This window comes from uncultured Maribacter sp., from assembly GCF_963977385.1.
In the GTDB taxonomy this organism is placed as follows: domain Bacteria; phylum Bacteroidota; class Bacteroidia; order Flavobacteriales; family Flavobacteriaceae; genus Maribacter.
On the sequence record NZ_CAXBOU010000002.1, the window covers coordinates 217,464 to 234,080 of the forward strand.

16 protein-coding genes are annotated in these 16,617 nt (G+C 33.7%); 9 read left to right on the forward strand and 7 right to left on the reverse strand.

Annotation, left to right across the window (positions count from 1 at the left end; all coding sequences use genetic code 11):
• Positions 1-65: 65 nt before the first annotated feature.
• Both AAC084_RS04300 and AAC084_RS04305 read right to left on the reverse strand, forming a co-directional pair.
• The gene (locus AAC084_RS04300; RefSeq protein WP_339837385.1) at positions 66-1,724 is read right to left on the reverse strand and encodes a hypothetical protein; all 1,659 of its coding nucleotides are present in this window, start codon (positions 1,722-1,724) and stop codon (positions 66-68) included.
• Positions 1,725-1,852: 128 nt separating this feature from the next.
• On the reverse strand, positions 1,853-2,503 hold the full coding sequence (locus AAC084_RS04305) for a rhomboid family intramembrane serine protease (RefSeq protein ID WP_339837387.1): 651 nt from the start codon (positions 2,501-2,503) through the stop codon (positions 1,853-1,855).
• A 57-nt stretch (positions 2,504-2,560) separates the two neighbouring features.
• On the opposite strand from AAC084_RS04305, the gene AAC084_RS04310 reads away from it, so the two are divergent.
• On the forward strand, positions 2,561-3,457 hold the full coding sequence (locus tag AAC084_RS04310) for a lysophospholipid acyltransferase family protein (protein ID WP_339837391.1): 897 nt from the start codon (positions 2,561-2,563) through the stop codon (positions 3,455-3,457).
• A 56-nt stretch (positions 3,458-3,513) separates the two neighbouring features.
• Here AAC084_RS04310 and glmM read toward each other — a convergent pair whose 3' ends face one another.
• Complete coding sequence (gene glmM / locus AAC084_RS04315; RefSeq protein WP_339837394.1) at positions 3,514-4,902, reverse strand: phosphoglucosamine mutase; 1,389 nt, start codon at positions 4,900-4,902, stop codon at positions 3,514-3,516.
• A gap of 94 nt (positions 4,903-4,996) precedes the next feature.
• On the opposite strand from glmM, the gene AAC084_RS04320 reads away from it, so the two are divergent.
• The 4 genes from AAC084_RS04320 (at position 4,997) to AAC084_RS04335 (ending at position 8,831) form a co-directional block, all read left to right on the forward strand.
• The gene (locus AAC084_RS04320) at positions 4,997-5,593 is read left to right on the forward strand and encodes an ACP phosphodiesterase (RefSeq protein ID WP_339837396.1); all 597 of its coding nucleotides are present in this window, start codon (positions 4,997-4,999) and stop codon (positions 5,591-5,593) included.
• 62 nt (positions 5,594-5,655) lie between these two features.
• A complete protein-coding gene (ggt, locus tag AAC084_RS04325; RefSeq protein ID WP_339837399.1) occupies positions 5,656-7,347 on the forward strand; it encodes a gamma-glutamyltransferase in 1,692 nt (563 codons plus the stop codon).
• Positions 7,348-7,421: 74 nt separating this feature from the next.
• Positions 7,422-8,123 carry a hypothetical protein gene (locus AAC084_RS04330; protein ID WP_339837402.1) on the forward strand — a complete coding sequence of 234 codons (702 nt, stop codon included), beginning with the start codon at positions 7,422-7,424 and terminating at the stop codon, positions 8,121-8,123.
• 114 nt (positions 8,124-8,237) lie between these two features.
• Positions 8,238-8,831, forward strand: a complete 594-nt coding sequence (locus AAC084_RS04335; RefSeq protein WP_339837404.1) for a hypothetical protein — start codon at positions 8,238-8,240, stop codon at positions 8,829-8,831.
• On the opposite strand, the gene AAC084_RS04340 is transcribed toward AAC084_RS04335, so the two are convergent.
• Entirely contained in the window at positions 8,828-9,898 is a 1,071-nt protein-coding gene (locus tag AAC084_RS04340; RefSeq protein ID WP_339837406.1) for a transporter substrate-binding domain-containing protein, read from the reverse strand. The genes AAC084_RS04335 and AAC084_RS04340 overlap by 4 nt on opposite strands.
• Positions 9,899-10,008: 110 nt before the next feature.
• On the opposite strand from AAC084_RS04340, the gene AAC084_RS04345 reads away from it, so the two are divergent.
• On the forward strand, positions 10,009-10,434 hold the full coding sequence (locus AAC084_RS04345) for a GNAT family N-acetyltransferase (protein ID WP_339837409.1): 426 nt from the start codon (positions 10,009-10,011) through the stop codon (positions 10,432-10,434).
• A 9-nt stretch (positions 10,435-10,443) separates the two neighbouring features.
• On the opposite strand, the gene AAC084_RS04350 is transcribed toward AAC084_RS04345, so the two are convergent.
• A complete protein-coding gene (locus AAC084_RS04350) occupies positions 10,444-11,211 on the reverse strand; it encodes a S24 family peptidase (protein ID WP_339837955.1) in 768 nt (255 codons plus the stop codon).
• 140 nt (positions 11,212-11,351) lie between these two features.
• Between AAC084_RS04350 and AAC084_RS04355 the strand changes: the two genes are divergently transcribed.
• Entirely contained in the window at positions 11,352-12,611 is a 1,260-nt protein-coding gene (locus AAC084_RS04355) for a putative DNA modification/repair radical SAM protein (RefSeq protein ID WP_339837411.1), read from the forward strand.
• A gap of 210 nt (positions 12,612-12,821) precedes the next feature.
• Positions 12,822-13,598, forward strand: a complete 777-nt coding sequence (locus AAC084_RS04360; RefSeq protein ID WP_339837414.1) for a TIGR03915 family putative DNA repair protein — start codon at positions 12,822-12,824, stop codon at positions 13,596-13,598.
• A 167-nt stretch (positions 13,599-13,765) separates the two neighbouring features.
• On the opposite strand, the gene AAC084_RS04365 is transcribed toward AAC084_RS04360, so the two are convergent.
• Complete coding sequence (locus AAC084_RS04365; protein WP_339837417.1) at positions 13,766-14,401, reverse strand: helix-hairpin-helix domain-containing protein; 636 nt, start codon at positions 14,399-14,401, stop codon at positions 13,766-13,768.
• 593 nt (positions 14,402-14,994) lie between these two features.
• Here AAC084_RS04365 and AAC084_RS04370 point away from each other — a divergent pair.
• Positions 14,995-15,186, forward strand: a complete 192-nt coding sequence (locus AAC084_RS04370; RefSeq protein ID WP_339837420.1) for a DUF1275 family protein — start codon at positions 14,995-14,997, stop codon at positions 15,184-15,186.
• 409 nt (positions 15,187-15,595) lie between these two features.
• Here the strand turns inward: AAC084_RS04370 and AAC084_RS04375 are convergent, their stop codons facing one another.
• Entirely contained in the window at positions 15,596-16,600 is a 1,005-nt protein-coding gene (locus AAC084_RS04375; protein ID WP_339837422.1) for a sugar kinase, read from the reverse strand.
• Between the last annotated feature and the right edge of the window lie 17 nt (positions 16,601-16,617).

The window sequence follows — 16,617 nt, forward strand, 5'->3', positions numbered from 1 at the left end:
ACCCTTTTAAAAAGCAAAAGCCCCAAGGTTAAAACCTTAGGGCTTTTTTTATATAGTAAAGACTATTAGAACTTATCGTAATAATCGTTAAAGTTTCCAGTTACCGTTGCTGTTTCACTTTTAACTACATCTCCTAATATTACTGCAACCGAATCATCTCCCAAAAATTCTAAGGCAGCACCATCTTCAAGTATTAAATCTCCGTAAATAGCCACACTACCTTCAATACGAAGAGTTGCTCCTGCTTTTACAACAATATCTCGAGTTTTATTAGATTTACCGACTGTAATGGCTCCATTCATTTCAAAAATGCCATTCTCATTAATTGTAATATCATTTTTAACCGCCCAAGAACCACAAAGTAATAAAGAACCGTCAATTGTTATTGAATTAAAACGTTTTGACCCTGAATATGCTTCTTCCTCTCCTTCTGAAACTGAATAGTTCGAATTTCCATGGAATGAAGCCAAATTTTCACAACTACTCACCAAACTTTCACTAGGTCTGTTCAATTTTATAATCTGAAATCCGGATTTTCCTGAAGCAGCAAAAATATAATCTCCTTTAGATGCTACATAATTAATAGAACCCGTAAGTTCGATAACACCAACACCTTCGGTAGTAGAATTAGTATTTTCAGATAGACTAAGTCCGCCTGCACCATTTGCCATTAAAAGCACATCCTCATTCACTGCAACTCCATTTGTCACAATATCACCAGGCTCAGCACTTTCAGGATTAGTTAATATAGGCAGATACTCTAAAAAGCTACCTGAAGCAGCATTATATACACCAGCGCCTTTAGAACCTTCTGAAACAACGATATTATCATTAAAAAAATCCAATGTACGTTTAGCATCAATTCCAAAATCAGAATCAATACTTATATTTCTTATAACATTAAGACTTTGATCTAAAAAACTAACACCTTCTGCAGCATCTAACACAGCTATTTCACTACCATTATAAGCTACTGAACGTAAATCAGCAAAAGCAGCCTCATTCACTATACTCATATCATTCTTGTCATAAATGACAACAAAACCATCTTGACCACTAGTTGCAATAACATTATCGTTCATGATACTAACATCTGTAGCATTAAAACCTTCTTGAAATCCGAAAGTAATATCAGAGGTATTCAGCCTACCACCACTTACTGCTATTTTTGCTACCAGTGAATTAGATGCCGCGGTAACTGATTTTTCAGAATCTACACCGCCAGCTACATATACATAACCACCATCATAAGCGATGGAGTTCAAATCTGCATTTGTAAAATACACTCTTGATGTAACTACCGGGTTGTAAGGGTCGCTAATATCTATAACATCGACAGCACCTACATAATCTTCCCCAACGGTATTATAGGAAACATAGCCATAATCCCCATTCAATGCTACGTGGGTTGCTGCTAAATTTTCTCCATTTTCGAATGTAGGAGGTGTAATTGACGCAACCAAAGTTAGCGGGTAATCACCAGCTTGTTCAGCTTTGCCAGTCGCATTATATCTTTTTGCACTTGTTATAGGATCCTCATAAATATCTAAAACACCAGCACGGTCGAAACTTACGCTATTGTCTAGTTTTAACTGATTAGATTCCTTTACTAAATTATCCTCAGGATTTTCGAAAATAGTAGTTTCATCACTACAACTTGTTACAAAGAAGGTAGCAGATATGGCCATAAGCCATACTTTTTTAATAGATAAAGTTGAATTCATGTTTAATTCGGGTTTGTGCAATAACGACATGACGCACCCGAATGTTGTATATACACAGAGAAATCCGATGAAATACAACACATTATAGCTTAATGAAACAGTTTGAATCTATTTAAACAAAAAGTAACTTAAATCTTACCCATTTTTTCTAGCGCGAAAAGTAAAATTATAGGTAATGCCAACAGACCCACCATTAAGGTTTCTGTCTGTAATAAACTAGGCATAAACAACAAGGTACAAGCGTAACCCCCAATTGCACCACCGAAATGAGCGGTATGGCCAATGTTACCCAAACGTTTCTTCATTCCGTAGATAGAATACAATAAATAACCTATACCAACCACATAGGCAGGTACTGGAATAGGAATAAACATAATACCTAATTGCATAGTGGGTTGCAAAAGAATGGCGGAATATAAAATACCGGTTACCGCACCACTCGCACCAACTGCAGAATAATATGGTTCATCTTTATGAAAACTTAATGCTAAAAAGCTACCCGCTATTAAACTTACCGCATAAATAATCAAAAATTGAACCGCACCAAACCAATTGATCACCACACCGGCGAAAAAATAAAGTGTAAGCATGTTAAACAATAAATGCGAAATATCTACATGTAAAAATCCAGAAGTTGCCATACGCTCTTTCTGTCCTGCTTTTATAGCCCCAATACTGAATTTATAGCGCTCAAAGAAAGTGGTGTCATTAAACCCTTTAAGTGAAACCAATACGTTTGCCGCAATTATTGCAATAGTCGCTATATCAATGTTGTACATTATCTGCTATTTATTTGGCGTCAAATATAACTATATTTGCCCATAATTTTTTTGAGAATGCAACTATTGGCCTTTGTTTTGATTTACCCATTTCTATGGGTGATTTCCATTTTTCCGCATCGATTATTTTATGGTTTTTCTGATATTGCTTTTTTCTTCGTGTACCATGTTTTTGGTTATCGACGTAAAGTTGTTCAGGACAACTTGAATTTGGTATTTCCCAGTAAGTCAAAAGAAGAAATTAATCGGATTGAAAAAGAGTTTTACAAGCACCTTTGCGATACCTTTTTAGAAATGGTGAAAACTATGAATCTAAGTAAAGAAGCGGTCGCAAAAAAATACCACGTGGTAAATCCAGAAGTACTGCTTGAAATTGAAAAAGAACGGAGTATTATAATTCTTTGTGCCCATTACGCTAATTGGGAGTGGAATGTTAGCATCAACAATTATGTTAACTCTAAAGGTTATGCTGTTTACCAACAAGTGAATAATTCTTATTTTGATAAATTCATTAGAAAAACAAGAGCGCGATGGAATACTACCTTAATTACACAAGGTCAGACAGCAAAGACCGTTATTCAAAATTTTAGAAATAATGTTCGTGCTACCTATGGTATGGTTAGTGATCAATCACCACAAGCACATAGAGCACACTACTGGACCAACTTTATGGGTATAAAAGTTCCTATTTTTAATGGCGGTGAAGCCTTAGCACGTAAAACAGGGTTAGCAACAGTCTTTTTAAAAGTGAGTAAGGTAAAGAGAGGCCATTATATAGCAGAGCTTATACCTATAGCCGTAAATGGAAAAGAAACCGAAGAACATGAAATCACGAATAAGTTTCTTCGATTGACCGAAGAACAAATTAGGGAAAAACCTGAATACTATTTATGGACTCATAAACGTTGGAAACACAGAGATAAAAAGCCTGCTGCCTTCGCAGAAATAGTATAACATTTTTGAAGTATAAAAAAGCCGAAAGCAAATATTTGCTTCCGGCTTTTAGTATTTTATAAACCAGCTATGGTTTTTATTTCACCAATAATTCGGTCCGCTAGACTATCAGCTTCTACTTGACTCTTAGCTTCCGTATAAATTCTAATGATTGGTTCTGTATTCGATTTTCTTAGATGAACCCAATTCTCAGCAAAATCTATTTTGACTCCATCAATGGTAGACAATTCTTCGTTTGCGTATTTTTCAGCCATAGCTTTCAAGATACCATCAACGTTTAAACTGGGCGTCAATTGAATTTTCTTTTTACTCATAAAGTAACTTGGGTAACTTGCTTTAAGCTCTGCAACTGTACCACCTTTCTCAGCCATAAGCATTAAGAACAATGCTGTACCTACCAAAGAATCACGCCCATAATGACTTTCTGGATAAATGATTCCTCCATTACCCTCACCACCAATAATGGCTTTATTAGCTTTCATTTTAGTAACAACGTTTACTTCACCAACTGCTGCAGCTTCGTAAGTACCGCCATGTTTTTGGGTAATATCACGCAATGCACGAGAAGAAGAAAGATTAGAAACCGTATTACCTTTTGTTTTACCCAATACATAGTCCGCACAAGCTACCAACGTATATTCCTCACCGAACATTTCACCATCATTACTTATAAATGCTAAACGGTCTACATCTGGATCCACTACAATTCCGAAATCAGCCTTTTCTTTTACCACTAAATCGCAAATGTCCTTTAAGTGTTCTTTTAAAGGTTCTGGGTTATGTGGAAAATGACCGGTTGGCTTACAATAAAGCTCAACAACTTCAACGCCAAATTCTTTTAAAAGCTTCGGAATTGCAATTCCGCCAGTAGAATTCACTCCATCTACTACTACTTTAAATTTAGCTTTCTTCACTACTTCAGCATCAACCAAAGAAAGGTTTAATACTTCATCAATGTGAATATCAATATAACTATCATTCTTAGTAATCTCTCCTAAATCATCTACATCAGAAAAATCAAAATCTTCTTTCTCTGCAATCTCCAAGATTTTTGCTCCTTGTGCAGCATCTAAGAACTCACCTTTTTCATTTAATAATTTAAGGGCGTTCCATTGTTTAGGATTGTGGCTAGCCGTTAAAATAATTCCGCCATCAGCTTTTTCCATAGGAACAGCAATCTCGACAGTTGGCGTAGTAGACAAATCTAAATCTACTACATCTATACCTAAACCTACCAAAGTAGAAACTACAAGATTCTGAATCATCTCTCCAGATATACGTGCATCACGACCAATAACTACTTTCAATTTATCTTTTTTAGAATAGTCTTTTAACCAAATTCCATAAGATGCTGCAAACTTTACTGCATCAATGGGTGTAAGATTATCTCCTGGCTTTCCTCCTATTGTTCCTCGTATTCCTGAAATAGATTTTATTAGTGTCATATATTCTTAATAAGTTTTTGCAAATATAAAGGGTTAGTACTTACCACTATGGTCCTTCTTTGTAAATTCGATTTATGAAGCATAATTTAGGCAAATGAACTTTTTAGCCCACATATATCTATCTTTTAATGATAAAGAAATTACCATAGGCAATTTTATTGCCGACAGTATTCGTGGTAATAAATTTGAACATTTACCATTGAAGGTTAAAAAGGGAATAAAACTTCATCGTTTTATTGACACCTATACCGACACCCACGCTATACCTAAAATTAGTAGTAAACGTTTACATGCCAATTATAGTCATTACAGCAGGGTAATTGTAGATATTTACTATGACCACTTTTTAGCAAAGAATTGGTCTAAATATTCAGATATTCCTTTGGATGTTTTTGTGAATGATTTCTATGACCTTTTAGAGGATAATTATGAAATTTTACCAGATGGCGTAAAAAGAATGATGCCCTATATGATTGCGGATAATTGGATTTATAATTATTCTAAAATGGATGGTATTGCTCGTGTACTAAACGGTATGAATCGTAGAACGAAAAATAAATCTAAAATGAATTTTGCGATTTTAGACTTAGAAGAACACTATGATGCCTTTGAAGAAGAGTTTACGGAATTTTTCGAACAATTAATCACATTTTCAAAGCAAAAATTCATTTCGATATTAGAAAAAAAATGAAACTATGTTACTACTAACCATAGTATTAAGATAATTCAACTAAACTATTAAATTAACCAATTATGAACCAATTAAAAATAGCATTAATATTTACTGCATTAGTATGTTTTGGTAGCTGCAAAGAAAATCCTGCCAGCCCAACGGGTACTGTTACCGATAAAGCCATGGTGGTTTCTGCACGTGAAGAAGCATCAAAAATAGGTAGTGATATCATGCAAAAAGGAGGCAATGCCTTTGATGCTATGATTGGCACACAATTAGCACTTGCTGTAGCATACCCACGAGCAGGAAATATTAGCGGTGGTGGATTCATGGTATATAGAAATGCAAATGGCGAAGTAGGTTCTTTAGATTTCAGAGAGAAAGCACCTAAATCAGCGCATAGAGATATGTATTTAGATTCTTTGGGCAATGTAATTCCTAATATGAGTACGTTAGGCGCTACGTCTGTTGGTGTACCTGGTTCTGTGGCCGGAATTATTGAAGTACATAGAAAATTCGGTAAGCTACCTTTAAAAGATATTTTCGAACCTGTAATTGCAATGGCGGAAAATGGTGTTACAGTTACTGCCATGCAAGCAGAAATACTTGATAATTATCGAGAAGTTTTTATTAAAGTAAATAGTGATAGTACAAAATTTGCGTCCGTTTATAAAGAGGGCGATCTTATTAAATACCCAAAACTCGCCCAAACATTACGAACAATAGCTAAAAAAGGAAGAGATGGATTTTACAAAGGTGAAGTTGCTCAAAAACTAGCAAATTTTATACAGGCAAATGGAGGATTTGTAACCGAAGAAGATTTAGCGAATTACCAAGCTGTTTGGAGAAAACCAATTTCTTTTAAATATAGAGATTTAAATATCATTTCTATGGGCCCACCAAGTAGCGGTGGCGTGACCATGAATCAGATTTTTAAAATGATTGAGCCCTATGATATTGCCTCATTCGGTCATAATTCTGAGAAAACCATTCAATTATTTACGGAAGCTTCGCGCCGGGCTTATGCTGATAGGAATTACTATTTAGGTGATCCTGATTTTGTTGAAATTCCTTTAGATGTATTACTTGAAGATGGCTATATGAAAGAACGAATGTCTAATTTTTCATTTGAGAAAGCTACAAAGTCAGATGATGTTTCTCACGGAGAAGTGGAAATTGTAGAAAGCATGGAAACCACCCACTACTCTATTGTTGATGCAGACGGGAATGCCGTTTCTGTAACCACAACCTTAAATGGTAATTTTGGCTCTAAACTATATTCTGATGAATTAGGCTTCTTTTTAAATAATGAAATGGATGATTTCAGCTCCAAAGCCGGTGTGCCTAATATGTTCGGACTCGTTGGTGCTGAAGCTAATAGTATTGCAGCAGAAAAAAGAATGCTTAGTAGTATGACGCCGACTATTGTTGAGCGCGATGGTCAACTTTGGATGGTTGTTGGCACGCCAGGTGGTTCTACTATTATTACTGCTGTAGCGCAAACCATTTTAAATGGATATGAATTTAAAATGAGCATGCAAGATGCAGTTAATGCTCCTCGTTTTCACCACCAATGGCTACCCGACATGGTCATCTTTGAACCAAATGGATTCACCTCTACTTTAAAGGAAAATTTAATGTCAAAAGAATATATTATCAATGAAGAACGCACACCAATAATAGGTAAGGTAGATGCCATTCGAGTTTTATCAAACGGTAAATTAGAAGGTGGTGCAGATAAGCGTGGTGATGATGCTGCAGTAGGGTTTTAGACGAATCTAAAATTTAAATAACACGCTTCTTACTTAGAGTCTAAAAATTTATAAATCAATTGCTTAAATATCTTATGTTAAAGAAATTATTTAAATTTATAGTATTTCTTGTTTTGCTCTTCGCAATAGGTTTTGGCATACTGTATTACCTCTATAACAAGCCATTACCGACTGGTGAATCGGGTCCAGAAGCTGATGCTTTAGCATATAGAATGCTTGATGCCTTACACTATAAAAAATTTAATAACACAAAGATTATTGAATGGTCTTTTAGAGGTGATCACACGTATAAATGGGATAGAGAAAAAGCTATTGTTACCGTCACTTGGGACGACAATAAAGTTAACCTTGATTTAATAACCCCTCATTCAAGTAAGGGCTATGTAAACGACGAATTAGTTTCATATGAAAAAACCCAAAGTCTTATTGAAAATGCCCAAAGGTATTTCAATAATGATTCTTTCTGGCTTGTTGCTCCTTATAAAGTTTTTGACCGTGGCACAGAACGTTATTTAGTAGATTTGAATGATGGTTCTGAAGCACTCTTAGTTACGTATACCAAAGGCGGGGACACCCCAGGAGATTCTTATTTATGGATTATTGAACCCAGTGGTATACCAAAGAGTTTTAAACTTTGGACGAAAATTATCCCCATTGGTGGCATAGAAGCTACTTGGGAAGGTTGGATAGAAACCGATAGTGGCGCTTTCTTACCAACAAATCACAAACTTGGCCCCTTGTCAATCTCTATGGGAGATGTTAAGGGATATAACTAAACAATAGCCTTCCTGATTATTTTTATAGTTTATATTCAAACTTGAACCAGGTTTAATTGATGAAATAAATAAACGAACCATGAGTTATACATTGAACAATATAACAACCACTAAATGCAAGATTATAAATTTCCAATAGATTTCACATTTCACATAGGCACCTTATCCAATGATTTTACCGCTGTTGATGCTGATAAAAAAACAGTGGCCTATGTAAAACAAAAGCTTTTTAAGTTTAAAGAAGATGTTGGTGTCTATGAAAATGAAAATAAAACCAAGCTACTTTACAATATAAAAGCAGATAGATGGATTGATTTTTCTGCCTGTTATTCATTTTCAGACCCATCAGGACAAGAATTTGGAAAGATAGGACGTAAAGGCTGGGCGTCTTTATGGAAAGCGCATTATGAGATTTTTGATAAGAACAAAAAACTAAAGTACACCATTCGTGAAGAAAACGCTTGGGTTAAAGTATTAGACGGCTTGGTAGGTCAAATACCTTTAGTCAATCTATTTACCGGTCTTTTTCTAAACCCTGCCTATATTGTTATTAATGGTAATAATGAAACCGTGGTTCGATTGGCAAAAGAAAAATCTTTAGTCGGGAGACGTTTCAAAGTCAGTGAACTTAAAAAATTAAATGGTGATGATGATATCATTATTCTAGGATTAATGATGATGGTTTTATTGGAACGTCGTAAAGGTTAAAACTCCGCTAATCCGTATTCATTTAAAACCATATCCCATTCTTCGGTTTCTACAATCTCTAATATTCTTTGAGAAATACGTTGCTCTAAATCTGTATGAGATTTTGGTAATCCGAATGCGTAAAATTGAATATCGAACTTTATAGGTAATAATTCTATACTATTAAGTGTAGAGTCTTTTTGAATGGCATATTTCAAAATTGGATCATCATATAGAAAAGCATCAATTTTACCTTTTTCTAAATCAGATAGACCCTGACCAACATTTTGATAAGTTTGGATATTCTTAAAAAAATGTTCTGATAAAAAATTCTCTGTGCCAGATTTATCAATGGTACCTACTGCCCTATCCTTAAATTCATAAAATCCGTCAGGATTATTGGTCAATTGATTCACAGTTAAACTTGAAGCTATACTTGCTGTTAATCCTGAAATGAATAACAAACCACCAAACATTAATAACAATGCTGTAACTTTCCCTAATTTAGTTACGGGTGCCTTATCGCCATAGCCAACAGTAGTTAGCGTTACGGCAGACCACCAAACACCATCCCACAAACCCCTTGACCCTGGTCTAAATACTTCTGGGTTTTTTTTACGTTCAAAAATCCATCCGAGAACACCAAAAATAAAAATGATGAAAAGTAAAATCATTAATCCTCCAAGAAAACCCAAATTAAAAAATCCTGCTAAGAACGATTTAAACTTATTAAAAGAAGATACCTCAGAAACAGCAATTGTAGCATTTGATGCGTAAAACGAATGTGTAAACTCCATTTCCTTACTGCGTTGACTTGTAATGGTTAAAGGGTTTATACTTAAATCTATTCCACCTGTTCGAACAGAGTCTAACATAGCCGAAAATTCCATGGGTACCATAGTATAATTAATATTTAATCTATTTGCTACCCTCTCCCAAAGCCAAACATTGAGCCCTTCTAGATTCTTTCCATTATCAACTACAAAAGGTGCTGCCTGAGTATAACCAACCAATAGTGTATCGTTTTTTGTTTGACTGTTCAAACAAAGGGATTCAAAAAGTAAAATCAACAATACTAACTTTTTCATTTATCTGTTTAAATTACACTCTTTTAAATATAATCATTTTAGAAAGCATACTCTTCCACTACAAAACCATCAAAATACAGTAATTTTAATCAAAACTAAATTCGCTTATTATGATGTATAAATTAATTACAAAGAATGAGGTAACCACTAACCTACAATCTCAACTTACCCTTCTATATAAGCAACTTAATGCTGAATTAACTCAACTTGATTTAAACACTGTTTTATCTGATTATAAAACTACAGACGTTGTTATTTGTATGGATGATGATATTTTAGTAGGAATAGCCATGATGGCAAAGTACAAAGTCATATCAGGACACAAAGGAATGATTGAAGATGTAGTAGTTTCTTCTAATTATAGAGGAAAAGGTATAGGCAGAAAACTTATGGAAAAACTTTTAGAGCAAGCTGAGATTGAAAAATTAAATGATGTTTTATTATTTAGCGGCCACCATAGAACGGCTGCAATTTCACTTTATAAAAGCCTCGGTTTCATATTAAAAGAAAGCGGAATGTATGTTAAAAATTATTAAAGTAATACTTTAATCAACCTTCTTAACGTGCTGTAATTGATTCTTTAACTCCTTCATAGACTCTTGCAACTGACGTAGTAGCCCATTATCGGTAGTAGCATCGACATTAAAAGTTATTTTACTACTTACCTCCCAAATTTCCTGTATCTGAAAAGGCTTAATATCGTAAGGAGGGTATGTTTCATTCAGAGAAATTAAGGTAACATCATTTGAATTTGGCCGCTTCTCAATTTTCTTAACCATAATAGAATCTTGCAAGACCACAACATACATTTTATTTGCACTTACATGATCTATATGTTCAATCGCTCTAGCCAAAACCCATTCACCCGGATGCAAATTTGGCAACATACTATCCCCTTCTACCTGAAAACCACGATAGGTAGCATTTCTAAATTCTGGTATAGGCAAATCAAAAGCAGGTAGTTGTTTATACCAACTGGTATCTGAAATATTTTGAGGATACCCCGCTGCAGCTTTAGCATTAACCAACACCATGTTATCACGATTGGCAGAATCAACGGTCACCACTTTTGGGATAACACTAGTTTTCGATGTTTCTAAATACTGTTCTTCACTTTCACCGAAAAGCCATAACGGATTAATTTTAAATTGCTTCAACAATTCCAAAACCACCTTACCTGATAATTTGGTACGACCACGTTCAATATCTGCAGTAGTGCTTGAAACACCAATTAGCGCCGCAAAATCTGCCTGAGTATACCCCAACTCTCTTCGTAAGTCAGTAAATCGTTTTAAAGTCAATTCGTTTTCCATGGTCTCTTGAGGTTCTGAAGAGATAATCCATATCTCAATCTTCATCAAATATAGTCATTATGGATTATTTCCAAAATATAATTTGGATTATTTCCATAATTAGGAATATATCCATATTTTTGGATTAATTACAAATTGCTATGGATTTTAATCGAATTAAAGAAAAACTGAACATTTTAGCAGATGCAGCCAAGTACGATGTATCCTGTTCAAGTAGTGGTAGTAATCGTAAAAACAAAAATAATGGGCTTGGTGACACTGGTAATGGTATTTGCCATACCTACACAGAAGATGGGCGCTGTGTATCACTTTTAAAAATTCTACTGACCAATCATTGCATTTTTGATTGTGCCTATTGTGTTACACGTAAAAGCAATGATGTTAAAAGGGCTGCCTTTAAGATTCAGGAAGTAGTCGATTTGACTATTAATTTTTATAGAAGAAATTATATAGAGGGACTCTTTTTAAGCTCTGGCATATTCAAGAGTGCCGATTATACTATGGAGCGATTAATTGCAGTAGCCAAAAAACTTCGAGAAGAAGAAAACTTTAATGGATATATTCATTTAAAATCAATACCTGGTGCTAGTGATGAATTAATGTATGAGGCCGGATTATATGCAGACCGGTTATCGGTGAATATAGAAATTCCCACAATCTCCGGCCTTAAATTATTAGCTCCAGATAAGAAACATGAAGACTTCATAAAACCTATGTTAAAGGTTAAAAATGAAATTATACGATATTCTGAAGAGCGTAAAATAATACGTAGTACAGCAAAATATGCACCTGCAGGTCAAAGTACCCAAATGATTATTGGTGCTACCGGTGAAAGTGATAAGGACATTATGTACTCTGCCACCCATTACTACAAAAATTTTAACATGAAAAGGGTATACTATTCTGGTTATGTCCCTATATCAACCGATAGCCGCTTACCCTCTTTGGGTTCTGAAGTACCCATGTTACGAGAAAATAGATTGTATCAGACCGATTGGCTACTTCGATTTTATGGCTTTAGCGTAAATGAGATTTTAGATGCCGATAACCCCAATCTAGAAATGGATATTGACCCTAAATTGATGTGGGCACTTAGAAACTTAAATCATTTTCCGGTTGATATTAATAAAGCAGATAGCAGAATGTTAGCTCGTATACCAGGTATTGGTATGGGCTCTGTTCATAAGATTATAAGCGGAAGAAAATATAGAAATTTAAGCTGGGACCATTTAAAGAAAATGGGCATAGCCCTTAATCGTGCCAAGTTTTTTATCGTTTGTAATTCTAAGGATTGGGAACGTAGAGATTTAGATGCTGCAAAGATAAAAGGAATGATTCTACAATCACAAAATGGAAAATTTAAAAATCAATATAATAATCAATTATCACTATTTAACTGAAGTTTTACTTTATTACTAAAACCAAACCTATGAAAAACCTGAATAACACTTTACACGTATCGAATTACGCTATTTCTTATTCACTCTTAGAGCGAAGTCAGATTCAAATTTTGGCTTTAGGGTATCATGTGGTAATGTTTAAAAGCAAGCTAAAAAAACGATTAAAAATTTTAGTCCGTGTGTTATTATTTAATTTTTAAAATGGTACTTATGAATACTATAAAAACCCTAATTTACGATGGTAGCTTTAATGGATTTCTAACAGCTATTTTTATAGGCTTTGAACAAAAATTACATCAAGCCGACATACAACGGCAAGGACAAATTCAAAGTGGTTTATTTGCCGAAACAGAAATAATATTTACTAACGTTGAAAAAGCACAACGTGTTTGGAATGGTGTTCACAAAAAAAGCAATAGCGCCATAAAGAATATTTACTTTGCATTCTTAAGTGAACAAAATAATGTAGAAGCCCTACTCTACCATTACGTTCAAAAATTAATGGGAGGTACATACAAGGGAACTACAGATTTTAGCGATGATTGTGTTTTAAAAATTAATCAGCTTGCTCATAAAGTAGGCAGAGAGAAACATCGAATGGAAGCATTTGTTCGTTTTCAATTAACAAAAGATGATGTTTACTTTGCGAATATTGAACCTGATTTTGATGTTCTTCCGTTAATATCCAAACATTTTAGAAATCGTTATGCTGACCAACAATGGATTATTTATGATGTGAAACGTAAATATGGACTTTTTTATGATTTGGAAAGAGTTGAAATCATATCATTAGACCTTACTGACGTTCATACAAATCAAGTTGATAAGAGTAATGTTTTCAACGATACAGAATATGAATATCAAGATCTTTGGAACAATTACTTTAAAAGCACAACCATAAAATCACGTATAAACACAAAACTACATGTGCAACATGTACCAAAAAGGTATTGGAAGTATCTTTCAGAGAAAAAAGAAGCGGTTTAAAACCTAAATTTAACAAATAAAACAATTACGCTAAATAAGTTTTAATAAACCGTAAAATTTTACTGAAAAGATGTACATAAGATGGTAAACAATTCAAAGCAAGAATATAACATTATTTGATATATCGTTACTAACTTAATTGCAATACATCCTAATCACTCTAGAAATTACTTACCGCCATCTAATTTATCTTGCAGTTTTTTTAATTCATCCCATTTGTCTGCACTTGCCAATTTAGCTTGCTTTGGCCAAGAACCTGGTTTATGTATTGAATATCGTGGGCCTGCTTCTTTTAAAATTCCCTCTAGAACTTTTACAGATGCTTTACTTAATTTTTCAAAATCACCAATACCTTTTTCAGTTAGTATAGAGGCTATTTTAGGACCTATACCCTCAATCTTTTTCAAATCATCCTTTTTAGCTTTCTTAACCGTTTTGGATGTTGTTATCTTAATGGTTTTCTTTACTACTATCTTTTTTTGAGGTACTACACTTAAGTCAACAACACTATTTTCAATACCTGAATATGGTGAAGACACATAATCATCAGCCGCATGATCATTGAACCATCCTTTATCATCACTTAAATAGCGAAACTCATAGCGTTTTCCGTTCTCTAGTTTTAAACTCTTCACATAAGTATTGCCTTTTTTTTCCATTTGAAAAGAACTGTCATTACTTTGCCAATTGTTAAAGTCACCAAGCAATAATACATTTGATGAGCTAGGAGCCTCATTTTCCCCAATTGTAAATGTTACTAACGTATGTGAACCCTTGTCCTTTATTTGTTTTAATAATGCCATTTTAAAAGATTTATCATTAATATAAAAGTAAAATTTAATTTACTCATAATCAATGAGTTTAACTTAAAAAAAAATTAATAATAAAACATTTAATAAGAGTCTTTAAATAATGATTTTTCCTTTTTATAATTTTAGTTTCTTTGAACAACCACATCTTAATTATCATAATAACAAAGACTTTATAGAACTTTAATGAAGCTATCTTCTTAAAAGTTTAATAGGTCTATACAACTTGGTATTAGTTAAAATTTAAAGACTGAAAAAAAATAATTTGCAAATTGTAACTATCTTCTCATTTGTAGCTGGAATCGCGCATGTTAACAGGGTTTTTAACTTTTACCCAGTTAACAACTGATGGTAACAGTCATTTTGCTTTGTTCAATGGTGATGATTTTGAGTTTTGGAAAGGAACAATTTACTTACTCTGTATTTTTTCTTTCCTATACGGTTCTTTTGCTTCATGCTTTATTATCCAAACGTTTTGAGAAAACAAGAAATTAAACGCTTTTGTTTTATCAACAGTTATTGAATCGTAAGTAAATGCTACCGAAATAAGATATCCTTATGTTATTGTTTCTTTACTTCTATTTGCCATGGGTCTACAAAATTATTTCATCTCTAAAATTTCTAGATATATCGTAAGAACAACTCATTTAACTGGACTATTTACCGATTTAAGAATTAAACCATTTCAACTATTCTTTCGTAAATCTTACCCACACACTGAAAAAATCAAGGAGACATTAAAATTAAGATTATATGTTTCTTTTTATTTGGTGGAATAACCGGTGAATTGTTTTACTCAAAATATATCTGCGAAGTTTAGTATTGATGGAGTTGGTGATGGAACAGATTTTTATGGCATTTATTGGGAAATTTATCAAACACCTTAACAAGTATTTTTGACACTATTCGATAGCCAAATGTCTCTACCTTTTCAAAAGATCAAATTGGAGTTAATAATATAAGGGCCTATATGAATTTTATAGAAAAAATTTACAGAACCTGCACTGAATTTACTATATCTACTTAGGTAAGTTTAGATAATGAAATTATTGTTCACTACGAAGTATAATAGAAACTGCATTCTTTAAAAAATAAAATCATTTATACATTAAAAAGTACATAAGATACAATTAACACTAAATAAGTCTAATTATAAGACTTATTTAGTGTTATAGTTTAAACTCTCTATTACCGAACTAGACGACCTGTAATATTACCTCCTAAAATATTAGTTACTTCATTGACAGTCGCTAAGTTAACGTCACCTTCATACGTGTGTTTTAAAGCACAAGCAGCACTAGCAAACTCCATAGCTTTATAATCGTCAAATTTCTGTAGGCCGTATATTAATCCAGCAGCGAATGCATCACCAGTTCCTATACGGTCGACAACATGGGTAATATCTAAATCTTCTGTTTCTCTAAATTCTTCACCATTCCACATTCTAGCCCTTATTTTGTGCCAAGATGAATTTAATGAGGTTCGAATTTTGTCGAATACCTTTTCAATAGTAGGGAAAGCAATCATTAATTGTTTACTTGCTTCAATAAAATCATCATTGCCATAACCAAATTCTGTGTCAAGGACTTCATTTATTTCATTAACACCACCTATAAAAATAGTGGAATAGTTAAGTAGTTCGATTAATGCTTCTTTTGGATCTTGACCATACCTCCATAGACCGCTGCGATAGGTTGGGTCGGCAGATACTGCTAATCCTTTTTCTCTTGCTAATTTCAAGCCTGCTTTTAGCGTATCAAAAGCACCTTGTGATAGTGCAGGCGTAATTCCTGTCCAATGCATCCATTCTCCATTTTCTAAAGCATTTTCCCAATTAACTTTAGAGGGTTCTATCTCTGAAAATGCTGAGTGCGAACGGTTATATGAAATCATACTAGGTCTAATGACCGCACCAACTTCTAAAAAATATACTCCCAAAGGGCGTTTAGATTGAATTATTGAAGAGGTGTCAACACCAAACTTACGAATGTATGTTAAGGCGGTGTCCCCTATAAAATCTTCCGACACGGCACTTATGTGTTTAACTTCACCACCAAAATTAGAAATTGAAATACCAACATTTAATTCCGTTCCTCCAAAATAAAATTCAACAATATTAGATTGAATAAATTTTTTATTCCCTCTGGGAGAAATACGCATTAAAACCTCACCGAATGTTATAATCTGACCCATATCGTTATTTTAAACCT